Source organism: Nonomuraea sp. NBC_00507, assembly GCF_036013525.1.
Taxonomy (GTDB): domain Bacteria; phylum Actinomycetota; class Actinomycetes; order Streptosporangiales; family Streptosporangiaceae; genus Nonomuraea.
On sequence record NZ_CP107853.1, the window covers coordinates 884,260 to 907,155 of the forward strand.

20 protein-coding genes are annotated in these 22,896 nt (G+C 69.2%); 5 read left to right on the forward strand and 15 right to left on the reverse strand.

Annotation, left to right across the window (positions count from 1 at the left end; all coding sequences use genetic code 11):
- Window position 1: 1 nt before the first annotated feature.
- Both OHA25_RS04610 and OHA25_RS04615 read right to left on the reverse strand, forming a co-directional pair.
- The gene (locus OHA25_RS04610) at window positions 2-622 is read right to left on the reverse strand and encodes a response regulator transcription factor (RefSeq protein WP_327586364.1); all 621 of its coding nucleotides are present in this window, start codon (window positions 620-622) and stop codon (window positions 2-4) included.
- Window positions 619-1,734 (reverse strand): GAF domain-containing sensor histidine kinase, encoded by a 1,116-nt coding sequence (locus OHA25_RS04615; protein WP_327590925.1) that lies wholly within the window; start codon window positions 1,732-1,734, stop codon window positions 619-621. The genes OHA25_RS04610 and OHA25_RS04615 overlap by 4 nt, the downstream gene beginning before the upstream one ends.
- Before the next feature lie 112 nt (window positions 1,735-1,846).
- Here OHA25_RS04615 and OHA25_RS04620 point away from each other — a divergent pair, with 112 nt between their 5' ends.
- The 4 genes from OHA25_RS04620 (at window position 1,847) to serB (ending at window position 5,464) form a co-directional block, all read left to right on the forward strand.
- Window positions 1,847-2,506, forward strand: a complete 660-nt coding sequence (locus OHA25_RS04620) for an SDR family oxidoreductase (protein WP_327586365.1) — start codon at window positions 1,847-1,849, stop codon at window positions 2,504-2,506.
- Window positions 2,503-3,516: an S-adenosylmethionine:tRNA ribosyltransferase-isomerase gene (locus OHA25_RS04625; RefSeq protein ID WP_327586366.1), complete on the forward strand. Its 1,014-nt coding sequence runs from the start codon at window positions 2,503-2,505 to the stop codon at window positions 3,514-3,516. The genes OHA25_RS04620 and OHA25_RS04625 overlap by 4 nt, the downstream gene beginning before the upstream one ends.
- A gap of 98 nt (window positions 3,517-3,614) precedes the next feature.
- Window positions 3,615-4,175: a hypothetical protein gene (locus tag OHA25_RS04630; protein WP_327586367.1), complete on the forward strand. Its 561-nt coding sequence runs from the start codon at window positions 3,615-3,617 to the stop codon at window positions 4,173-4,175.
- 68 nt (window positions 4,176-4,243) lie between these two features.
- Window positions 4,244-5,464, forward strand: coding sequence for a phosphoserine phosphatase SerB (serB, locus tag OHA25_RS04635; RefSeq protein WP_327586368.1), 1,221 nt, complete (start codon window positions 4,244-4,246; stop codon window positions 5,462-5,464).
- On the opposite strand, the gene OHA25_RS04640 is transcribed toward serB, so the two are convergent.
- The 4 genes from OHA25_RS04640 to OHA25_RS04655 form a co-directional block, all read right to left on the reverse strand.
- On the reverse strand, window positions 5,461-5,928 hold the full coding sequence (locus OHA25_RS04640) for a SixA phosphatase family protein (RefSeq protein ID WP_305914349.1): 468 nt from the start codon (window positions 5,926-5,928) through the stop codon (window positions 5,461-5,463). The genes serB and OHA25_RS04640 overlap by 4 nt on opposite strands.
- 243 nt (window positions 5,929-6,171) lie before the next feature.
- On the reverse strand, window positions 6,172-8,490 hold the full coding sequence (locus tag OHA25_RS04645) for a sodium-translocating pyrophosphatase (protein ID WP_305914348.1): 2,319 nt from the start codon (window positions 8,488-8,490) through the stop codon (window positions 6,172-6,174).
- A gap of 528 nt (window positions 8,491-9,018) precedes the next feature.
- The gene (locus OHA25_RS04650) at window positions 9,019-9,444 is read right to left on the reverse strand and encodes an ATP-binding protein (RefSeq protein ID WP_305914347.1); all 426 of its coding nucleotides are present in this window, start codon (window positions 9,442-9,444) and stop codon (window positions 9,019-9,021) included.
- Window position 9,445: 1 nt separating this feature from the next.
- Complete coding sequence (locus tag OHA25_RS04655) at window positions 9,446-9,796, reverse strand: STAS domain-containing protein (RefSeq protein ID WP_020542579.1); 351 nt, start codon at window positions 9,794-9,796, stop codon at window positions 9,446-9,448.
- Between the two features lie 411 nt (window positions 9,797-10,207).
- Between OHA25_RS04655 and OHA25_RS04660 the strand changes: the two genes are divergently transcribed.
- Complete coding sequence (locus OHA25_RS04660) at window positions 10,208-12,700, forward strand: DEAD/DEAH box helicase (RefSeq protein WP_327586369.1); 2,493 nt, start codon at window positions 10,208-10,210, stop codon at window positions 12,698-12,700.
- Window positions 12,701-12,875: 175 nt separating this feature from the next.
- Here the strand turns inward: OHA25_RS04660 and OHA25_RS04665 are convergent, their stop codons facing one another.
- The 9 genes from OHA25_RS04665 to OHA25_RS04705 form a co-directional block, all read right to left on the reverse strand.
- Complete coding sequence (locus OHA25_RS04665; RefSeq protein WP_327586370.1) at window positions 12,876-14,819, reverse strand: hypothetical protein; 1,944 nt, start codon at window positions 14,817-14,819, stop codon at window positions 12,876-12,878.
- A 457-nt stretch (window positions 14,820-15,276) separates the two neighbouring features.
- Window positions 15,277-15,651: an Rv3654c family TadE-like protein gene (locus tag OHA25_RS04670; RefSeq protein ID WP_327590926.1), complete on the reverse strand. Its 375-nt coding sequence runs from the start codon at window positions 15,649-15,651 to the stop codon at window positions 15,277-15,279.
- A gap of 204 nt (window positions 15,652-15,855) precedes the next feature.
- Window positions 15,856-16,209, reverse strand: coding sequence for a TadE family type IV pilus minor pilin (locus OHA25_RS04675; protein WP_327586371.1), 354 nt, complete (start codon window positions 16,207-16,209; stop codon window positions 15,856-15,858).
- Between the two features lie 80 nt (window positions 16,210-16,289).
- A complete protein-coding gene (locus tag OHA25_RS61120) occupies window positions 16,290-16,427 on the reverse strand; it encodes a DUF4244 domain-containing protein (protein ID WP_127938717.1) in 138 nt (45 codons plus the stop codon).
- A gap of 597 nt (window positions 16,428-17,024) precedes the next feature.
- Window positions 17,025-17,867 carry a type II secretion system F family protein gene (locus OHA25_RS04685; protein WP_327586373.1) on the reverse strand — a complete coding sequence of 281 codons (843 nt, stop codon included), beginning with the start codon at window positions 17,865-17,867 and terminating at the stop codon, window positions 17,025-17,027.
- Window positions 17,868-17,997: 130 nt separating this feature from the next.
- Entirely contained in the window at window positions 17,998-18,714 is a 717-nt protein-coding gene (locus tag OHA25_RS04690; protein ID WP_327586374.1) for a type II secretion system F family protein, read from the reverse strand.
- 21 nt (window positions 18,715-18,735) lie between these two features.
- Window positions 18,736-19,896: a TadA family conjugal transfer-associated ATPase gene (locus OHA25_RS04695; RefSeq protein ID WP_327586375.1), complete on the reverse strand. Its 1,161-nt coding sequence runs from the start codon at window positions 19,894-19,896 to the stop codon at window positions 18,736-18,738.
- A 154-nt stretch (window positions 19,897-20,050) separates the two neighbouring features.
- Window positions 20,051-21,094, reverse strand: a complete 1,044-nt coding sequence (ssd, locus tag OHA25_RS04700) for a septum site-determining protein Ssd (protein WP_327586376.1) — start codon at window positions 21,092-21,094, stop codon at window positions 20,051-20,053.
- 1,020 nt (window positions 21,095-22,114) lie between these two features.
- Window positions 22,115-22,894 carry an oxidoreductase gene (locus OHA25_RS04705; RefSeq protein ID WP_327586377.1) on the reverse strand — a complete coding sequence of 260 codons (780 nt, stop codon included), beginning with the start codon at window positions 22,892-22,894 and terminating at the stop codon, window positions 22,115-22,117.
- Window positions 22,895-22,896: the final 2 nt, after the last annotated feature.

The following is a 22,896-nucleotide window of genomic DNA, read 5'->3' on the forward strand; positions in this document are numbered from 1 at the left end:
CTCAGCCCAGGCCGTGCCGTACCGCGTACAGTGCGGCCTGGGTGCGGTCCTGCACACCCAGCTTCATCAGCACGTTGGAGACGTGGGTCTTGACCGTCTTCTCCGCGACGGCCAGGCTCCGCGCGATCTCCCTGTTGGACCGGCCGGCCGCGATGAGCGCGAGCACCTCGCGCTCGCGGTCGGTCAGCGGGACCGGCGCGGGCACGTCCGGGGCGCCGGCCGTGGACAACATCGCCTCGGCCGCTTCGGGCGCGAGCAGCACCTGGCCGCCGTGCACGGCGCGGACCGCCTGGACCAGCGCGGACGGGTCGACGTCCTTGTAGAGGAACCCGGACGCACCGGCGCGCATCGCCGGGCTCACGTCCCCACGATCGCTCACCGACGTCAGCACGACCACCTTGGTCGTCGTCCCGGCCAGGCGCTCCAGCGCGCCGAGGCCGTCGAGCACGGGCATCTTCAGATCCAGCAACAGCACGTCGGGGGCCAGCTCCGCGACCCGCTCGACGGCCTGCGCCCCATCGCCGGCCTCGCCGACGACCGTGATGTCGTCCTGCAGGTCGAGGAACGTCCGCAGCCCCTGCCGCACCACTGGATGATCGTCAGCGATCAGCACCCGGATCAAACGCCCACCTCCACGCGTACCGTGGTCCCCTGGCCGGGGGCCGACTCGACCGTCATCATGCCGCCGACCGACTCGGCCCTGTCCCGCATCGACACCAGCCCGAGACCGCGCGAGTCCGCCTGCTCGAACCCGCTGCCGTCGTCGCTGACGGTCAACGCCAGCTTGCCGTCCTCAGAAACCAGGCGTACGAGGATCCGCGAGGCTCCGGAGTGCCTGAGCGCGTTGTGCAGCGCCTCCTGGGCCACCCGCAGCACGGCCACCTCGACCGTCGAATCCAGCGGCGGCAGCTCGCCGCACTCGAACGCGACCAGGGACGGATGGAGCCTGTCGAGCATGCGTACGTGCTTGCGCAGCGTCTCGGTCAGCCCGTGCCGGTCCAGCTCGGCCGGGCGCAGCTCCACGATCACGGCACGCAGCTCCGCCAGTGCCTCGCCGGCCAGGCGCTGGACGCGTTCGAGCTCCACGGCCGCCTTGCCGGGGTCCCGCGTCAGCATCGCGCCCGCGGCCTGGGCGGTGAGCCGGAGCGAGAAGAGCTTCTGCGTGACGGCGTCGTGCAGCTCCCTGGCCACGCGGTTGCGCTCCTCCAGCATGGCCAGCTCGCGGCCGCGCTCGTAGAGCCTGGCGTTGGTCAGCGCGATCGCCGCGTGTGCCGCGAACAACGTGAGCAGGTCCTGGTCATCTTGCGTGAAGCCGCCGCCGGGCGTGCGCTTGTTGGCCAGGAAGATGATGCCGAGCACGTCGTCGCCGTCGCGGATGGGGACGCCCAGGAAGTCCTTCATCACCGGATGGGCCTTCGGCCACCACTCGAACCTGGGGTCCTTGCGCAGGTCGGGCAGCCTGACGGGGGCGCCTTCGCGGAGCATCGCGCCGAGCATGCCATGCTGCCGGGGCAGCGGCCCGATCGCGTCCCACTGCTTGTCGGTGAGGCCCTCGGCGACGAACTCGCCGAACGACCCCTCTTCGTCGGGCACGCCCAGCGCGGCGTAGCGGGCGTCGAGCAGCCGCTGCGCCGAGCGTACGATCACCTGCAGCACCTCGCGGACCGACAGATGGCGGGTGACCGCGAGCACGGCGGAGCTCACCGCCTGCAGGATCTCGTCTCGGTCGGCCATCACGCAACCACTCTATGATCCCCGGCCACCCCGGGTCCTAGGACGATGTGCCCAGGCCTGGACCGGTCCTCAGCCCGATGTCCGCCGGCCGTCACGTTCCTAGCGTCGAGACATGACGAACACCGCACTCATCACCGGCGCCTCCCGCGGTCTCGGCCTCGCGCTGGCGCGCTCGCTGGCAGGCTCTGGCTGGAACCTCGTCCTCACCGCCCGCGGAGCGGACGACCTGGAGCGGGTCGCGGCCGAGCTGGGCGCGACCGCGATCCCGGGCGACGTGGCCGACCCCGCGCACGTCGAGCGGCTGGCCCGGGCGGCCCCCGAGCTGGACCTGCTGGTCAACAACGCCAGCGATCTGGGCGTGACGCCGCTGCCGCCTCTGGCGGGCTATCCGCTGGAGGCGTTCAGGGCGCTGCTGGAGACGAACGTGACCGCTCCCCTCGCCCTCATCCAGGCCACACTTCCGGCGCTGCGCTCGTCCTCCTCCGGCGCCATCGTGAACGTCACCTCCGACGCCGCCACCGGCGCGTACGAAGGCTGGGGCGGCTACGGCGCCGGCAAGGCCGCGCTGGAGCAGCTGTCGAACGTGCTGGCCGCCGAGGAGCCCGGGGTCCGCGTGTGGTGGGTGGATCCGGGCGAGATGAACACCCACATGCTGGCCGACGCGGTGGGCGCCGAAGAGGCCGCCGCCGCGGCCGACCCGGCGAAGGTGGCCGCGGCGCTGCACGATCTGATCAGCTCCCGGCCGGCCAGCGGACGAGTGAGCCTGCAATGACGACGCCGGCACTCGACTTCGTGCTGCCGCCCGGCCTGACGGCCCACGAGCCGCCCGAGGCCAGGGGGTTGTCCAGGGACGCGGTTCGCCTGATGGTCTCGCGTGGCGACACCGAGCCCGAGCACCACCGGTTCGTGGACCTGCCGGGGCTGCTCGACCCCGGGGACCTGATCGTGGTGAACAACTCGGCCACCCTGCCCGCGGCCGTCAGGCTCGACCGGCTGGCGGTGCACTTCTCCACCGCGCGCGAGGACGGCACATGGCTGGTCGAGTTGCGCAGGCGTACCGCGAAGGCCACCGAGCCGTACGGCGGGGGCGAGGCCGGGGAGTGGCTGCCGCTGCCGGGTCGGGCCACGCTGCGGCTGATCGAACGGGAGACGCCGCGGTTGTGGCGGGCGGCGCTGGATCGGGACGTGGGGGCCTACCTGCGCGCGTACGGGGTCCCGATCCGCTACTCCTACGTGGATCGGGACTGGCCGATCGACGCCTACCAGACCGCGTTCGCGACCGTGCCGGGCAGTGCGGAGATGCCGAGCGCGGCGCGGCCGTTCACCGCCGATCTCGTGACGGCGCTGGTGGCACGCGGGGTCGGGATCGCGCCGATCACTCTGCACACGGGGGTGGCCTCACCGGAGAAGGACGAGCCGCCGTACGCGGAGCGGTATGAGGTGCCGGCCTCGACCGCGCGGCTGGTCAATCTGGCCCGCCGGAGCGGCAACCGGGTGGTGGCGGCGGGCACGACGGTCGTACGGGCTCTGGAGACGGCCACGGGCGCGGACGGGCGGGTGAGCGCGGCCGCGGGCTGGACCGAGCACGTCGTCACCCCGGAACGCGGCGTGCGGGCCGTCACGGGGCTGATCACGGGACTGCACGAGCCGCGCTCCAGTCACCTGCTGATGCTGACCGCGATCGCGGGCGAGCAGGCCCTGGCCCGGGCGTATGACGAGGCGCTACGGGAGGGGTATCTGTGGCACGAGTTCGGCGACACACACTTGATACTGAAGAAATAGGCTTTACATAGATTTTGCCATCGTGATAGGAACAGCCGACATTTACGGGGGCTTGGCGATGCGCGTCCCCGTGCCCAATTCCTCACCGGAGACGTCGAATGCGCTACTCCCTTCCCAAGGCCGCCACGCTGGCATTGCTGGCCGGCGCCCTGCTCCTCCCGGCTGTTCCCGCTTCCGCCGCCACCACGACCACCACCACCACCACGACCAAGGCCGCCGATCCGTACTCCGCCTTCGCGGTCAAGGTGTCGGCGCCGAAGACGGTCAAGGTCGGCGGGAAGATCAAGTACACCATCGTCGCCACGAACAAGGGCCCGCACTACGCGGACTCGTGGTTCCTCGGCGGCGAGTTCCCCAAGGGCATCGACGTAAAGAAGGTCCGTTACATCTCGAATCACTCCAAGATGAGGTGTGGGCTCGCGTCGGCCCGTGTGTTCTACTGCCCGGCGACCGAAGTCATCGAGGTGGGTGACTCGGTCAGCATCACCTTCTATGCGACGTTGAAGAAGAGCGCCAAGGGCACCCAGACGGCGAACGTCGGCATCGTGACCTACAACGTCGACCAGGGCATGGAAGACATGAGCAAGGAGGAGCTGGACCGGCTCGGCGTCCCCGGCTTCGGCTTCAACAAGAAGGTCAAGACCAAGGTCGTTCGCTGACCCGTGCCCGGTCCGAAGGGCGTACCTGCTGCACGACCATCGGACCGGGCGCAGTACCGTGGCTGGATGTGGACCAGCGCACCCTCCTGATCACCCTGACCGGCCCCGACCGGCCCGGTGTCACGTCGCGTCTCTTCTCCGTCCTTTCCGGCTTCCCGGTGACGGTCTCCGACATTGAGCAGGTCGTCATCCGGGGCCGGCTCACGCTCGGCGTGCTCGTCGCGTACGCGGGCGGCCCCTCCACCGGTACCGGCACCACGCTCGGCGCCATGTGGACCGCCGTCGAGCGGGTGGCCGAGGACCTCGGCATGGAGGTCGAGCTCTCCACCGGATCCCAGGCCAGGGACCAGCGCCGCCGTGGCCGCCTGTCGGTCAGCGTGCTCGGCGCCACACTTCAGCCCGCCGCGATCGCAGGCATCGCCGGGCGCATCGCCGCCGCCGGCGCCAACATCGACCGCATCGAGCGCCTGGCCCAGTGGCCCGTCACCTGTATCGAGCTGTCCGTCTCCGGGGCCAACCCGGACGCGCTGCGGGTCGAGCTGGCCGCCGAGGCCGCCGCCCAGGAAGTCGACGTGGCCGTGCAGCGCACGGGCCTGTCCCGGCGGGCCAAGCGGCTGATCGTCATGGACGTCGACTCGACCCTCATCCAGGGCGAGGTCATCGAGCTGCTGGCCGCTCACGCCGGCTGCCTCGACGAGGTCGCCAAGGTCACTGAGCAGGCCATGCGCGGCGAGCTGGACTTCGCCGAGTCGCTGCGCAAGCGGGTCGCGTTGCTCGAAGGGCTGCCTGCCGAGGTGTTCGAGCAGGTGCGCAAGCAGGTCGTGCTCACGCCCGGCGCCCGTACGCTGGTGCGGACGCTCAAGCGGCTCGACTACCGCTTCGCCATCGTCAGCGGTGGCTTCACCCAGATCACCGACGGGCTGGTCGAGGAGCTGGGCATCGACTACTCCGCCGCGAACGTTCTGGAGGTCGTGGACGGGCGGCTGACCGGAAAAGTCGTCGGTGAGATCGTCGACCGGCCGGGCAAGGCCCGGGCGCTGGAGCGCTTCGCGCGCGAGGCCCACCTGCCGATCTCCCAGACCGTGGCCATCGGCGACGGGGCCAACGACCTGGACATGATCGCGGTGGCCGGGCTGGGGATCGCGTTCAACGCCAAGCCGGTGGTCCGCCAGGCCGCCGACACCGCGGTCAACACGCCCTACCTGGACTCGATCCTCTACCTGCTGGGGATCTCGCGGGACGAGGTGGAGGCGGCCGACGCCGAGGACGGCGTGCTCACGGCCGGCTAGTTTTCCTTCGGATCCCAGAGCGTCATCAGCCGGCCCTCTCCTGGGTAGAGGTCCGCCCACGCCGACTCCACCCGGATCACCGCGAACGCGCCCGGCCGGAACACGTAGTCGCCTCCGGCCAGGCCCAAGGCCAATTCGTGCACGCCGGGGTTGTGGCCGCACAACACCACAGTGCCCAGGTCCGGATCGGACCGGCGGACCAGCTCCAGCAGCTCCTCGGGGTAGGCCTCGTAGATGTCGCGCTCGTAGCTGATCTCCATCTCGGGGAAGGCGATCTCGGCGGTGCGCTTGGTCCTGAGCGCCGGCGAGCAGAGCACCGCGTCCGGTTCCAGCCCGGCAGCCCTGATCTCATCGCCCGCCCGCTTCGCGTCCCGCTCCCCGCGGTCGGTCAGCGGCCGCTCCCGGTCGGCCAGGCCGGGGATGTGGGCGGCTTTCGCATGCCTCAGTACGATCAACGTCCGCACCGGATCACCCTGTCTTCGAAGCCCAGTTGGCCAGCGCGACGAGCGCGGCCAGGATGACGAGCATCGCCAGCAGGATGAGGCCCAGGGTCTTTCCGCCGCTGGGCGGCTTGTCATCTTCCACGTGCCTAGTTTCCCACCGAGGCCCTCCGGTGCCACGCCCGCCTGTCGCAACCGCCCCCACACCCCGGACAGCGGGACGCCCGCCCCCATGCGGGAGCGGGCGTCTCTGGTGTGGGTGCCGGGCTATGACGCGACCGGCTCCTGCTCACGATTGTTGTTGTCGCTGGCCGGCTCACTGGTCGCCGACCGCCGCTTGGACACCACGATGGCGCCGACCACCACGGCCACCGCCACCACGGTGATGCCGATCCGCAGGGCCGGGTTGCCGGCGTAGAGCACCACCGCGGGCGCGACCAGCAGCGCCACCAGGTTCATCACCTTGATGAGCGGGTTGATGGCAGGGCCGGCCGTGTCCTTGAACGGGTCGCCGACCGTGTCGCCGATGACCGTGGCGGCGTGCGCCTCCGAGCCCTTGCCGCCGTGGTGCCCGTCCTCGACCAGCTTCTTGGCGTTGTCCCAGGCGCCACCGGAGTTCGCCAGGAACACGGCCATCAGCGTGCCGCAGGCGATCGCCCCCGCCAGGAACGCGCCGAGCGGCGCGTACCCGAGGGCGAAGCCCACCGCGATCGGGGTCATGACCGCCAGCAGACCGGGCGTGGCCAGCTCGCGCAGCGAGTCGCGGGTGCAGATGTCGACGACGCGCCCGTAGTCCGGCTTCTCCGTGCCGTCCATGATGCCGGGCTTGGTGCGGAACTGCTCCCGGACCTCGAAGACGACCCGCATCGCGGCCCGCCCGACGGCCGAGATCGCCAGGCCGGAGAACAGGAACACGACCGCGGCCCCGATGATGAGGCCGACCAGGACGTTCGGGTTGTCGATGCTCAGGCTGAAGTTCTGGAAGATTCCCAGGGCGTCCTTGATCGACGCGTCAGCCTTGGCGAGCTCGAGCTCCACCGCGGTGCGGAAGGCGCCGAACAGCGCGGTCGCCGCCAGCACGGCCGTGGCGATCGCGATGCCCTTGGTGATCGCCTTCGTGGTGTTGCCGACGGCGTCCAGGCTGGTGAGCACCTGGGCGCCCTCCCCATGGACGTCGCCCGACATCTCGGCGATGCCCTGCGCGTTGTCGGAGACCGGGCCGAAGGTGTCCATGGACACGATCACGCCCACTGTCGTCAGCAGGCCCGTGCCGGCCAGGGCCACCGCGAACAGCGCGAGCGTCACGTTGCCGAAGCCCAGCAGGAACGCGCCGTAGACCGCGCCGCCGATGATCAGGGCGGAGTAGACGGCCGACTCCAGGCCGACGCTGATGCCAGCCAGGATGACGGTGGCGGCGCCGGTGCGGGAGCTCTCGCCGATCTCGCGTACGGGACGCCGGGTGGTCTCGGTGAAGTAGCCGGTCAGCAGCTGGATGGCGCTGGCCAGCACCAGGCCGATGAGGACCGCGCCGATGGCGATGAGCCGCGGGTCGGCGTCGGACTGGACGACCGAGCCGGTCAGGCCGCTGAAGTCGGCGGGCAGGTACAGGAACGCCGCCACGGCGACCAGCACTGCGGAGATCCCGGCCGAGATGAAGAAGCTGCGGTTGATCGCGGCCATGCCGTTGCGGTCGCCGTCGCGCATCCCGGTGACGAAGATGCCGATGATCGCCGTGATGACGCCGATCATCGGGACGATCAGGGGGAAGATCAGCCCCTGCTCGCCGAAGGCCGCGCTGCCCAGGATGAGGCTGGCGACCAGCATGACCGCGTACGACTCGAACAGGTCGGCGGCCATGCCCGCGCAGTCGCCGACGTTGTCGCCCACGTTGTCGGCGATGGTGGCGGCGTTGCGCGGGTCGTCTTCGGGGATGCCCTGCTCGACCTTGCCGACCAGGTCGGCGCCGACGTCGGCGGCCTTGGTGAAGATGCCGCCGCCGACTCGCATGAACATCGCCAGCAGCGCCGCCCCGAAGCCGAACCCTTCGAGCACGTGGGGCGCCTCGCCCCGGTAGATGAACACGACCACGGCCGCGCCCAGCAGGCCGAGGCCCACGGTGAACATGCCGGCCACGCCGCCGGTGCGGAACGCGATGCGCATGGCGCGCTTCTCGCCCGAGTCGTTGGCCGCGGCGGCGACGCGGACGTTCCCGCGCACGGCCAGCCACATGCCTATGAACCCGGTCAGCGCGGAGAATACCGCCCCGACCACGAAGAAGATCGATCGCCCGATGCGGACGTCCATCTCTCCAGGTAGCAGGAGCAACAGGAAGGGAATCACGACGACGAAGATCGCCAACGTGCGGAATTGACGCGTGAGATAGGCGGCGGCGCCTTCTTGTACGGCACGGGCGATGTTTTGCATGCGCTCGGTGCCCTGGCCGGCGGACAGCACTTCGCGCACCAGGCCGCCGGCGACGGCTAGTGCGATCAGTGCGACCGCGGCGACCACGATCACGATGGTGAGATTGTTTGCGCTCAGGGCCAGATTGGACGCTGGCTCCGATGCCAGCATGTGCCTGCTCATCGTTCTCCTCGGCAAGACCGGTCGTCCTGCCCGGACGGTGCTGCAGTTTTCCTCGGCGGGTGTTGCGGCACCTTCCGGGTTGTGGGTGCCGCTTCCGGTTGAATCCGCGTTCCGCCGGATCACCTTGGCCGGTGCCGGGAGTCTACGCAGGCAGTGAACGGATATGAAGGCTCGGAAGGTCACTAATTATGCAGACGTCCAGCAAGCCCCTGCCCGTGCCCCGGTTTGCACCCTGACAACCGTAATTTCCCTCTGTTTACGGGCATGACAAGGTATCGTTCCGGTCAGCCGAAACCCGGGATCGGCAAGCGCGTGCATGCACGGCGTGACCGTGGACGATCCAGGTCCACGGTCACGCCTGAAGGAGAGAAGGCGCCCGTGGCCCACGCCTGGATGGAGGCGATGGTGCCCGTAGCGCCGTAACGGCGGCCTGCCACTGAACGAGTCAGCAGCGTCTCCCTGGACAGGCCTCAGCCCCGTGCGGGGGTGGGGCCGGGGTGGGCCACCGTAAAGAAAGAAAGGGAAAGACTATGAGGTAGGGATACCAGCGGCGGGCCAGCTCATGCGGATGTCGGTGCCCTTGGGAGTGGGCAGGACCTCCACGTCGTCGGCCAGCCCCGCGATGACCGCGAGCCCGAAACCCGTCATGAACGAGTCAGAGAGCATGCCGAGGTCAAGCGGCTTCTCCTGCTGGAGCTCATCGCTGGGGGCGTGATCGCTCACCGTGACCTCGAAGCGCCCGGCGTCGTCACGCAGCTCGATGCGAATGGGCTCGCCCGGACAGTGAGCGCGATGCGCCTCCACTGCCCGGGAACACGCCTCACCCACAGCGAGCCTGACCTCGTCCAGCAGGGACTCCTCCACACCGGTGCGGCGCGCTATCGCCGTCGCGACCAGCCGGGCGGTCCGCACATGCGCGGGAAGGGCGCTGAACGTCAGCTCGACGGTAGCCATGCTACTTGTCTTTGCCGTGAGCTTCCTTGGCTTCGTCGACCGAAGCGTAGATCCCGAAGACCTTGGTCAGACCGGTGATCCGGAAGATCTTGAGGATGCGCTCCTGCGTGCAGACCAGCTCGAGGGAGCCGTCGTGCGCCCGTACACGCTTGAGCCCGCCGACCAGGACGCCCAGGCCCGTGGAGTCGAGGAAGTCGACCTTCTCCATGTTGACGAGAAGGTGGAAGTTACCCTTGTTCACCAGGTCGATCAGAAGCTCACGCAATCTCGGCGCGGTGTAGACATCGATCTCACCCTCGACCTCGACGATGGTGAGTCGGTCCTCGTTGTGGTGATCCAACTTCAGATCCACAGATCCTCCAGCGCCTCGCCTGCGACAGTACTCTTGCCGGCCTGGCAATCTGGAGTCTTGGCTCCAGACTGTCCGACCTTGACGCGTGGGCATTCAACCACGCGTGTGGCTTGTGTCTATACGAAATCACGATTCCCGGCGACTTTGCCCATCGATGCAAGACTGGAAACAGTGACTTCCTCGGCATCCTCCCCAGAACAAGCAGGTCCACTCCTCCGCCACCTGCTTAGTGTTCCCGCACGTCATGAGCGTGTCACCCATGTGGAGCATGTTCCAGCACGTCAGGCCGGTCAAGGCCGCTGGCCCAAATGGACGCCAGAAGTGCTTGTTACGCGCTTGGCGAACCGGGGGGTGACAGGACTCTGGCCTCACCAACATGAGGCCGCCGACCTGGCATTTCGTGGCCGAAACGTGATCATCTCCACGGGGACGGCGTCGGGGAAGTCGCTGGCGTACCTCACTCCGGCCGTCGCCTCGTGTCTGGACGGCGGCACGGTGCTGTACCTGACGCCGACCAAGGCCCTGGCCGCCGACCAGCTGCGCGGGCTGCGGGAGCTGCGCATCACCCAGGTACGCGCGGCCTGCTTCGACGGGGACACACCATTCGAGGAGCGGACGTGGGTCCGCCAGCACGCGAACTACGTCCTGACAAATCCAGACATGCTCCATCGGGGGATTTTGCCGCGACACGCCCAGTGGTCCGCGTTCTTCCGCCGGCTCCGCCTGATCGTCGTGGACGAGTGCCACGGCTACCGCGGCGTCTTCGGCTCCCACGTCGCCCAGATCCTGCGCCGCCTGCGCCGCGTCTGCGCCCGGTACGGCTCGCGGCCCACGTTCTTGCTCGCCTCAGCGACGGCCAGCGAGCCGGGGGCGTTCGCGATGAGGCTGACGGGGCTTGAGATGGACGAGGTGACTGTGGACGCCTCTCCCAAGGGATCTACCACCATCGCCCTGTGGGAGCCGCCTCTGACGGAACTACGGGGCGAGGGAGGGGCTCCTGTGCGGCGTACGGCGACGGCGGAGGCGGCGGATCTGCTCGCGGACCTCGTTCTGGCGGACGTCCGAACGCTCGCCTTCGTCCGGTCCCGGCGCGGCGCGGAGACGGTCGCGCTGTCGGCCCGCGCCAAACTCGCCGACGTCGCCTTCTCCATGCCCTTCACCGGTACGCGCATGTCCCCGACACCCCAAGGACCCACCGCCGCACCTGCCGCGCCGGCTCCGGGCATTACACCGTCAACGCCTGGCCCAGGCCCTGCACCGTCAACGCCTGGCCCAGGCCGTGCACCTGCGACGCCTACCCAAGACCACGGCACCACGCCACCCACCCAAGACCACGGCACCACGCCACCCACCCAAGACCACGGCACCACGCCACCCACCCAAGACCACGGCATCACGCCACCCACCCAAGACCACGGCATCACGCCACCCGCCCAAGACCACGGCATCACGCCACCCGCCTCCAACCGCGCGAATCGCCAGACAGCCCCCGAGCGGCCGGCGCACCTCGATCGGCCCCAGGGCACCTTGCCCTCAGCGGACACCTGGACGCCGGCGGACCTCCCCGACCTGGCGGACCTCCCGAACAAGATCGCCGCCTATCGAGCCGGCTACCTCGCGGAAGACCGCCGCCTCCTGGAGAAGGCGCTCCGCGAAGGCACCATCATGGGCCTGGCCACCACGAACGCCCTCGAGCTAGGCGTCGACGTCTCCGGCCTGGACGCCGTGCTGATCGCGGGCTGGCCCGGCACCCGGGCCTCCCTGTGGCAGCAGGCAGGCCGCGCGGGCCGCGACGGCCGGGACGCCCTCGCCGTGCTGATCGCCAGAGACGACCCGCTGGACACCTACCTCGTCCACCACCCGCAGGCCCTGTTCGGCCAGCCCGTGGAGGCCATCGTCCTGGACCCCGACAACCCGTACGTCCTGGGCCCTCATCTTTGCGCCGCGGCCGCCGAGATCCCCCTGACCGAGGACGACCTGCCCATCTTCGGCCCCACTACCCCCGATGTCCTGGACGACCTGGTCGGCGAGGGCTTGCTGCGGAAGCGCCCGGCGGGCTGGTTCTGGACCAGGCGCGAGCGGGCCACCGACCTCGCCGACATCCGAGGCGGCGGAGGCACCCCGATCCAGGTCGTCGAGTCGTCCACGGGCCGCCTCCTGGGCAGCGTGGACGAGCCGTCCGCGCACACCACCGTCCACACCGGCGCGGTCTACATCCACCAGGGCGAGACCTTCCTGGTGGAGCTCCTCGACCTGGACGCCGGCGTGGCCCTGGTGTCCAGCGCCAACCCCGACTACTCGACGTTCGCACGGGACATAACCGACATCTCCATCCTCGCCACCGAGCGTTCCCAGCCACTGGGCCCCGGCACGCTGCATTTCGGCCAGGTGGAGGTGACCAGGCAGGTGGTCTCGTACCTCATGAGGCGTCTCCACTCCGGCGAGATGCTCGGCGACGAGCCGCTCGACCTCCCGCCCCGTACGCTCCGTACCCGCGCGGTCTGGTGGACGCTGCCCGCCTCGGCCGTGGCGCCCCTCGCGGAAGCGGGCATCGACCTCGGAGGCGCAGCCCATGCCGCCGAGCACGCCTCGATCGGCCTGCTGCCGCTGTTCGCCACCTGCGACCGCTGGGACATCGGCGGCGTCTCCACGGAGCTGCACGCCGATACGGGCCTGCTCACGGTGTTCGTGTACGACGGCCACGAAGGCGGCGCCGGTTTCGCCGAACGCGGCTACGCCCGCGCGACGGACTGGCTGACGGCCACCCGCGAAGCCATCGCGTCCTGCGAATGCGAACGCGGCTGCCCTTCCTGCATCCAGTCCCCCAAATGCGGCAATGGCAACGAACCCCTGCACAAACGCGGCGCGATCCGTCTCCTGAACACACTCTTGGCCGCCGAATGACCAACACCGCAGCACGACCGGCATGACGGAAACCTGCCCGCGATCAGGCCCTTGACCAGGTGAACCGCACGACTTCGTCCGCTACGCGATGGCTCAGCGTCGGATTGGGGCTGGCACTGCGTCGGACCGATGATGGCTCAGCGTCGGCAGCACTGACGCAGGACCTGGCCGGTCCTCAGGCGCGGCGGCGTGCCGCATAGGCGCGCTTGTCCTCATCCCCTTCATCCCCGGCGTTGTCGTCGTCGTCATCGTCGTCCGCGGCCCAGAAATCCGCGGCCCCAGGCTGTGGCCGTTCCCAGAACCCACTGTCCTCCATGGACCTGGGCGACGGCGGCAGGTAGTCGTCCCAGCGATCCTCGATCCGCACGGCGGGGCGAAGAACGGAAGCCGACGACTCAGGCACATCCGTAACAGCCGAACTGGGCAGGGCGATCCGCACCGGCTCCTGACGAACCACGCGCACTTCGTCGACCACGTGCGCTTCGTCGGCACTGCCCGCATCCCCGGCCACGCCCTCGACCGCCCGCGCCTCGCCACCATCTGACGGCGCCGCGGCAGGCACTTCCTTGTGCGCCTGGTCGGGCAGAGCCGCCTTGGGGAGCTCCTGAAGCCGCGCACGGGGGCCGGCACCGGATACCTGATGCAACCGCCGGCTGTCGCCGGAGGACGTCTCCGTCTCCCGAATCTCCAGACGATCGACGGAGGATGCCCTCTGAGCCGCCAACCGGCCAACCGACGACAGACCCTCACCCACTGAACCCTCGGCCGAGGACGCGTCCTCAGTATGTGGCCGATCGGCCGACGACGCCTTCGAAGCAGGTGAACGATCGGGAACGCGGGTCTTGGCCACGGCAAGGATCACAGCTGGCCTGCGCCGAGGGGGTGTCGAGGTCACCGGGACGCCGCCGTCATCAGCTCGTACCGCCGCCGCCACCTCGCCCCCCTCCGAATCGGCAACCGCCCTCGAAGCCATGACGGCCGGGGCTTGGGGGTGCCGTCCACCCTCGGCGGCGAGCGCGCGTCTCCGGGCCCAAGCCCCTGCGTGGGCGCCGAGCAGCAACAAGAGCAGGCCGCCCGCGATGTAGAGCCCATACTGGCCGAAGTTCCCGATCGGGGACTCGTCCGATTGCGCCTTCACGTCACCCGCCTGGACAGGCGCGGAGTCCGTGCCCTCTTCCTTGGTGCCTGCGGGGCTCAGACCGCCCGTGTCACCCCGGCTGTCGGCGGTCGGGATCGGGAGGTTGCCGTCCGCGTCGGTATCGGGGATGGCCGGCAACCTGGAGGTCGTCGGCTTGCGGGTCGGCTTGCTCGTGGGCACGGTCTGCTTCTTGGCCGGCAGGGTCGGCAACGGATCCACCTTCCGGGTGTCCTTCGGCGTCTCCCGGGTCTTGGCCGTTTCCTTCTTCGCCTGGGCGGCGGGAGGTGCGGGGATCGTGACGTAGGCGGCACCCGATTCGTCCGACCCGATCGACCCGCCGTCGCCGTCACCCCGAAACGCCTTGACCGTGAATCCCACCTTCTGCCCCGCCGCATTGGCCGGCACGGCGAGCGCCGCCTCGCAGGTGCCGCCGGAGCACGCGCTGTCCACAGGCACCCGCCCCACCACGCCGGAGTGGGTGTTGGCCACCTCGTACGACTGCAAGTCGGGCTCGGATCCCTTGCTCCAGGTCACCGAGATCTTTTTGGTGCCCTGGAGGCTGGCGTTCACGTTGCCTGGGATCTGGGCGGGCCTCCGTAGCTTGAACGTGCTGCTTGCGTAGGTGGTCCCGGTGATCTCGCCTTTGAGTGTCACGGTGAACGTGCCGTTGGGGGCGTTCCCGGCGTCGAACGTACCGGAAATCGTCTGGTTCGCTCCGCCATCGGCCACCTTCTGCGTGGGCGTCGATGGCCCATCCACGTACAGGCCCATGCGGAGTTGCATCAGCCCCGTACGCGCGGAAACCGTGACGGACGAACTCGAGACGACCTGACCGTCAGAGGGTGAGGTGATCTGCCCGGAGGAGCCGGCCTGCGTCACCCCGGTCACCGTGGCCGCCGTCGCCGGCTGGGCAGAACCGCCGAGCACAATGGATGCCACCGCGACGATCCCCGCGGTCACCACTCTGCCAACTACCGTCACGACGCTTCCCTCCATCGAGAGCCTCGCGCCGTCCGGATGGGGGGCATTCGGACGACGATCGGAAGTGCAGTCCGTCCGGCGATACGGTCACCGACCGCCCCCGGACCCGCACCTTAGCGACTCCGTCCCGGCTCTCCCAGACCCTTTGTCGTAGACGGCATGGACCGAGGGTAAGCGGAACGTTACGCGAGATATCCAACTCTTGGACACGCTGTCCAAGAAGTCGTGACTTGATTGCGACCTTGTCTCACAAACCCCAAAAGCCCCGTTTGATCCATCCCTCCCAAACACACCCACCAGCCGTGCAGGGGGCGCCTGTGATCTCAGAAACCACCCTTCGACAGGCCCTCCCTTTCGGAGGGAGGCCAAGCGGCGTCCGGCCTGTGCTGCAGGGATCCTGCAGCACCGCCCAGAGCAGCCCCTCATGGTCCGACCATCGCAGCGCAGCGAGTGGCTTCTAACGATCGTCACTGCCGAGTGGCGTCCGCTCTGCCGGGCCCGCCCGCGCTCTGCCGCTCACGGTGCGAGTGCCGACAATGGGCAACGAGATCGGTAACGAGGTCCAGACATCGGCCACCTCATCGTTGATCTCGCATCGGGTCAGCTCGACGCCGTTCTCGGCGGCCAATGCGGCGGCTCTGGCGCAGGCGCCTTCGGGGTCGAAGAGGGCCAACCTGGCGGCGGCAAGGGCGCTCATGTCGGCGGCGTTGTTGACGCGATGGCGGGCCACGCGCGCGGCGCCGACGGTGGCGAACGCCGTAGCGACGGCCATCAGGAGCCCCATGAGGGCAACGCCCCATATCGTGGCTGACCCTCGTTCCCTGGGATTGATTGCTACCTCCCCTTACGTGCCACCTTGCCCGTGGGCCGTGGGCCGTGGGCCGTGGGCCGTGGGCCGTGGGCCGTGGGCCGTGGGCCGTGGAGCCGTTGCCAGCAAGATGCGGCAAGCTGTCATACATCCGCTTTCACCCTCTTTAGATGGCGAACGGTGGATGGACTCCACGACTCCACGGCCCCTCCTACGTCATGGCGGTCGTCATGATTCGGTATCGGCGGTGGCCGAAGCTGATACGCGGACTGCTGGCAGCGAGGAGCCCCATGCTGGTCGTACTTGCACGGTGATCTGCACTTTTGTGGTCTCTGTGTCGCGCGTTACGTCTACGTGAGCATCTGGGTGTGTGGCCGAGCGGGCGACGTCGCGGACCTGGTCCAGCGGCTCGCCCCGAGCGGCGGCTCGGGCCGCCGCTCGGGCTGCGTCCACGCATTCCAATTGCGTGCCTACGGCTTGGATGGCCCATAGCGCGGCTGCCAGGACGAGCATGAGCGCGGGCAGCATCGCGGCGGTCTCGGCCGTCACCGAGCCGCGCGATGCCATCCGCTGGCCGTCCATCGCCGCTCGCGCCTCCGCAGTCGTGGTCCGGCCGCGACCAGTGGTCCACGCGAGAGGCGTAGTCTGCGCGGGGCCTAGGGTCACCCGTTCGTGTTGAGCGCTCGGTCGATGAGGGACGACAACATTTCCTGGACCTCCGGACTGCTGACCACCTTGAAGAGAAGTGCGGCGAAAGCGCAGGCTGCGATGGTTCCGACGGCGTACTCAGCAGTGGACATGCCCCGCTCCCGGTTCGCGGCCGCGTAGTGAAGCCACCTGCTGGACCGCTGTCGCGAGCTTCGGCGTGATCTGGGGTCATCGGGAGCGGCGGTCGATGGCTTATGCGGGGAGGTGTGAGGCGCTGATGGGTGCTTGGAGTCCGGCTCGATGTCCCTTGGGAACTCGCGAGCTGTTGGCACGGCCTCTGCGGCCTCGTGAATTGCGCTTCTAGCTGCAATGGAGTGGGTCGGGTTGTGAGTGATCATGGCCATGCCGACCGTCTTGCCAGATGAGGGCGTATCGGTGGAGTGGGTGAGCGCGCGAACGTTCGTCTTGCTGAGATTCACCTTGCTGGCTGGGCTTTTCGGCGATGCGGCGAGGAGGGCTACTGGGATGGCGCTGATGTTGCCTGGCGTGGTGGCGGGACTATGCATCGTGCCTCCAGGTGCTCGGTGGAGCCGGGCTCTTGTCCGGCGGGAGACCTAGGTTCGCCGAGACGAGGTCGGGTTCGATGGGCCGAGTGGCGTTCTGTGGATGGGCGGGGGCAACGGCGCTAGTCCTGTGGATTACGGGGGTCTGTGGATGACCGTGATCCGCGGTTTCGCGACGGATGACCGCTACGGGAGGACGATTGTCGAGGCGAGGCCGGCTATTACCGGGATGATGCCCAGAAGGACGAACGCCGGCAGGAAGCACAAGCCCAAGGGTGCGACCGCCTTGACGCCGACGCGCCTGGCCGAGGCGACAGACGCGGCTCGGGCGGCTTCTCGGGCGTCGTCGGCCAGGCGGGTCAGGACGTCTGCTACCGGGGCGCCGCTCTGAGCTGCTCGAGCCATGGCCCGGGAAAGCCCGCCCAATGCGGGGTCCTTGGCGAGGAGGGCCCAGGTGGGCTCGGGGTCGGCACCTAGGCGTAGCTGGTTACTCACCCAGCTCAACCGCTCGCCTAGCGGGCCGCCGATCGCATTGGCGGCGATCTCGGTGGCGGCGCTCACCGGGCGTCCAGCGAGCAGACATGCGGTCATCAGATCGGCGGCGAAAGGTAGGTCATTGGTGTTTCGTTCGTGCTCGTGTTGGCTCTGTGCCGGTTTCTTTTTGTGGAGATACATCCCGGTGGCGGGGGTGATCAGAAGGCCGACCAGGATTCCGAGCGTGCCGCCGATGAGGGCTGCGGTCGCCAATCCAGCGCACGTGGCGGTGATGATCGTCTTGCGGGTGATCGGTCGTGCCTGGTCATGAGGTGGATCGAGCCAGGTCGGGCGGGGTCGTTCGATGTTCGGCCTTGGTGGTGTTGGGATGTTCGGGTTTTGGTACGGCGAGGGGGCTTGTGAGGGAGGAATGGGAGGGCTCTCCGGGCCCTTCTGCGGGGGACGGAGTCGGGCCAGGCGTTCCCGCGGCGTCCTTGGGGAGAGCCACAGCCACGTAGCCATGCCGGCGCACAGGGCGGACAGGAATTCGAGCATTGGCGGGACTCCGATCAAGTTCGTCGGGAAAGGAATGTCCGTCGCACTGGCGCTGGGGAACGCTTTGGCCGAGCGCATCTTCTGGCTGGGCTCGATCGGGAAGTGGCTGGGTGGTTCGGGGGTTAGCTGGTCAGCCTTGTGCTTGGGCGGCCATTCGGTTTGTCCACCACAGGCCGAAGGCGTCGAGGGTGATTCCGATCACCAGGCATGCGAAGCCGGGGAGGCTGCCGAGGAGGAAGGTGAGGGGGTGCATGTTCAGGGCCGCGGCCATGAGGAGGCCGAGGGCGGGAAGCGCGGCAAGCATTCTGGCCGTGGTGCGTGGTCCTGCCAGTTGTGCTGCGACGTCCTGGCGGTGAACCTGCGCTGTGCGTAAAGTGCTGGCGACGCGTTCGACCAAGGCTGCAAGGCCTGCGCCTACTGTGACGCTCACGTTCCAGCATGCTGCGAGTTGGCGCAGGCCCTCGCCTCCCTGTGGCGGGGCCGCGGCGGTCAGGGCAGTGGAGACGTCGCCGCCGTCTCTCGCCGCCGCGACGATCGGGCGCAGGGCCTCGGGGTCGGGGAAGTCCACTGCCGTTATGGCCCTGGTCAGCGCCTCTCCTGGGGTGCGGCCTGCGGACAGTTCCGCAGAGAGTGCCTGGCACAGTTCGATGGAGGCCAGTCGCCAGGCTTGAGCTCGGCGCGCGGGGCTTTGACGGGTGAATAGCCTTCGCAGGGACTGCCACTGGGGCTTCTGGTGGTGGCTTGCGGTCAGTCTGGCAAGGCGGGTTGTGGCGGTGGTCGGGCCTGTCCACAGCCACACTGCGCAGACTGTGGACAACGCGGTGGCTACCAGGGCGGTCTTTGTCATCGCCGGCTTGCCTTCCTCTCATCAGGAGTGGGTGTCCCGCTGTACGGCCTGGACGAGGGTGTCGTGGCCTGGGCCGATTCGGGAGTTGCCCTTCGTGTCGAAGGTCAGGGCGGGGAGTGACGCGACGAAGCCTGTTGACGTTCTGGAGAGCAGGCAGATTTCGGCGATGCGTCTTCGCCCGTCCGGGCGATCACGGGTCAGGTGGATGACGGCGTCGAGGGCCGCGGACAGTTGGCTGTGTACGGCCTCCCTGCTCAAGCCGGCCGCACAACCCAGTGCCTCCAGGCGGGGCGGCACGTCCGCCGCCGTGTTCGCGTGCAGGGTGCCGCAGCCCCCTTCGTGGCCGGTATTGAGAGCGGCCAGCAGATCCACCACCTCGGCACCCCGCACCTCACCGACCACCAAACGGTCCGGGCGCATCCGCAATGCCTGCCGTACCAGGTCACGCAGACCCACTCCGCCCGCGCCCTCCAGGTTCGCCGGGCGGGTCTCCAGGCGTACGACGTGCGGGTGAAGGGGGCGAAGCTCGGCCGAGTCCTCGACCAGGAGGAGCCGTTCGCCCGGGTCGGCCAGCGAGAGCATGGCCGACAGCAGCGTTGTCTTTCCTGTCCCAGTGCCGCCGGTGACGAGGAAGGCCAGTCGGGCGGCCACCATCGCGGTCAGCACAGGGATGGCGGATGGAGCGATCATGCCTGCTGACACCAGGTCCGGCAGCGTGAACGTGCGGCGCGGCGGCAGGCGTAGCGACACGCAGGTGCCGCCGGGGGCGACGGGCGGGAGCACGGCGTGGAGACGTACGCCTCCGGCGAGCCTGGCGTCCACGTATGGGGAGGCGTCGTCCAGCCGTCTGCCTGCCGCGGCCGCAAGGCGCTGAGCCAGCCTGCGCACTGCCGGGTCGTCGGTGAAGGTGACCGAGGTGCGGTGCAGGCCGCTGCCGTCATCGATCCACACCTCCCGAGGGCCGTTGACCAGGACGTCTGTTACGTCGGGACGGGCCAGGAGCGGTTCCAGGGGGCCCGCGCCTATGAGGTCCGCGCAGAGGGCTCGGGCCACGGCGAGAATCTCCGCGTCGCCGTAAACGGCCTTCTCGGCTCTGAGTGCGACGGCGACCTGCGCGGCGCTGGGTTCGGCGCCCGTGCGGGCCAGGCGTACCCGGACGGCCTCCACCAGTTCTGGGGACACGGCGGATGTCGGTTTGGATGGGGTGGTCGGTTGCGGGGCCACCGAAGGGGTGGTCTTGGGCTTCAGAGTGCTCGCCTGCTTTCGGTGATTGCAAGGTGCAGGGCATATCGGGGCCGGGCATGGGGCCCGTCCCAGTGACCGGACGCAGGGCTCGTCACGGTGGCAGGACGTCGCGTAGCAGGGAGGCGCAGAGACCGCCTAGTACGGTGCGCGGGCCCAGTTTGGGTAGCTCGCCGCGGTTGAGGGTGGCGGTGAGTCTTGGCTGGTCGGGGAGGGTGCCGGCGCAGGGGATGCCGAGCGCGGCCACTGCCATGTCATCGTCCACGATGCCGGGGCGGAGGATCGCTCGCAGGTCGGAGGTGTGCTTGCGGGCCTCGCACAGGACCTGGACCGCGGAGAGGATTCCGCGTACGTCGGCCGCCGCCACGACGAGGGTGGCGTTCGCTCTGGTGAGGGCCTCGATGGCGGCCGGGTCGAGATGGCGTGGGAGGTCTACGATCACCAAGTCGAAGCCTCTCTGGCCGGCCTCGAGGACAGAGCGCATGGCCTGGGCCGGGATTTCGGCCACCTCACCCCGATGGAAGGCCAGGACCGCCAGGTCGCCGAACGACGGCAACGCCGCCTGCAGGGCCGCGCAGCTGATCCGGCCCTCCCTGGCTACGAGGTCTCCCCAGCGGGCACCTGACGCCTCCTCGTGGCCAAGCAGCGCGTCTATGCCGCCGCCCAGAGGGTCGGCGTCCACGAGGAGCGTGCGGAGGCGGCCGCTGCCGGAAGCGTGGAGGGCCAGGCAGGCTGATAGGACGCTCGCGCCAACTCCGCCGCGGCCGCCGGTCACGCAGATCACCGCTCCGGAGCGCGGGTCTGGCTCGATGGCGTCTGCCAGCCGCTCCACCAGGTGGCGTTCGTCAGCGGGGAGGCTCACGACGGCTTGGGCGCCCACGGCGACGCATTTTCGCCAGGTGTCCGGGTCCTCGAGGTCACGGGTGACGAGGAGGACTTGATCGCGGGCGGGAGGTGATGACGCGGCCACGGCCTCTGCCTGGTCGGCGCCCACTGCTATGAGTGGGGCGAGATTCCAGTACGGGCGGGCGTGGGCTGGGACGTGGGCCACGTCGAGTTGTGCGCCGGCTGCGGCTGCGATCCGGACCAGGTCGTCCAGCAGGGCGTGGTCGTCGGTGATGACCAAGGGTCGGTGCATGTCGGCCTCCCGTTTGATGGGAGGGACATCTTGTTGCAGGTGGTGGCGGTGGCGAGGGGCCGAACGCGGTTCTGGGGATAGAGCGAGGTCGGTGGTGGGGTTCCTGTGGATAACTGCTGGATGACTATTGGTGACCCCGCTGCCGCTGGAAGGACCGTGAGGACCGAGCGCGCCTCCGCGTGAAACACCACTGGAGGTGGAAGAGCTCGGTGGCGCCGTCGGAGCTGCGGGAAGTGCCGTGAGGGCCGCGGAAAGCCCAGGGGGGCGGCAGGCAGATGCCATGGAGTGTGGGAAGAGCCAGGACGTCGCATCCACATGGCTTGGAGGGCCGGGCGGCGACCGCGGGCCGCGGGAAGAGCCGGGGCGGCGGGTCCGGATGTGAGAAGAGCCGGGCGGCGGGTCCGGGCGGTCGTAAGGGGACACAGGCCGGAAAAGGGGCGACCCCCGCCGGGGGGGAGAGCGGGGGTCGCCTGACCGGTCCGGCTCCGGGGGGGTAGAGCCGGTCCCGTTTCAGAAGAAAGCTTTCATCACTTCACCAGAGCCTGGCAAGGGACTGGCAAACCTATCCCGTGCAAGGTCGCTCCAGTTTCGAGGCGATACCCCCGTATGCTGCCCGATCGGATCGAGTTTCGTCGAGGAGCAATCTCGCATTTTCGCCAAGTTTTTTCGCCGCCCGATAACGATCGCATAAAGGCGATCACGGAGAGTGATCATCACGGCTTGGTAACCAGGTTGGCGGGCCCGAGAGCGCCCGCGCCCACCTGGGCTCCGCTCCACGACCGGGTAAAGGTCTTGGTCCGAGGGGTTCCCATCAGGGCGAATCCGTCGTAGAAAGGATTTACGGACCACTTGTCCGGGTGCATCCACCGGGCACCCACGCGCGACCAGCCGCGGGAGGCGCGTCGTGACGGGCTTGACCCGCTCCGACGAATACAGGTGCACGCTTGGTAACCCGGCGTGATGCACCGGCAGACGGCGTCTCTTGACTGAGACGCCGTCAGCTATGTCAGCCTCTCCGGCTCAGCCTCTTTGCATGGCTTCGCAGATGGCGGTCGTCTCGCGCACCCCGAGGCTTACCGCGGAGGCACACTGCTGTATCCACTGGCCGACGCCCTCCGGCGTGCCGCTCAGGTACGCTCGCAGCCCGGCCGCATACGGCAGCTCCAGATGCCCCACCTCCACGGCCACCAGGGACTTCGGGTCCAGCCCGTACTCGACCAGGGTCAGCCGCTCGGCCGAACGCGCGATCACCCCGTCCGCCGAGCCGAACGGCCGCATCACGGCCAGTTCGGCGTGCACCACGGCGGCCAGCACGATCGCGGGCGCCTTCGTAGGACGTTCCAGCAGGTCCATCAGGCCGTCCATGCGGGCCGCGGCCTCCTTGGCCTCCGGCGCCGGGCCCAGCTCCAGCGGGTCAGGGGCCTCGTCCTCCGTACGGGGACGGCCCAGCGCGGCCTGCGGCACGAGGCCGGCCGCCGCCACCGTGTGCAGGCGGGCCAGCACTTGGCGCGGCGCCTTGCGCCAGGTCGGGCCCAGGCGGCCCATCTCGGCCGACGCCCGTAGCGCCCCCTGGACGAGCGGGTCGTGGATCTCGTCCCTGCGCAGGGCGTCGAGCGGCACGTCGACGCCTTCGACGGCGGCCGACGCACGCGCTCCGCGCAAGGACGACTCCGCGGACACGGCGGGGCTCGCCCGGCGCAGCACGCGGTGGCGGTAGAGCCTGTCGACGGCCTCGCGAGCCTCGTCCACCGCCTCCGGCACGCCGGGGAACCGCGCGATGACGGCCAATGGGTCACTCACGG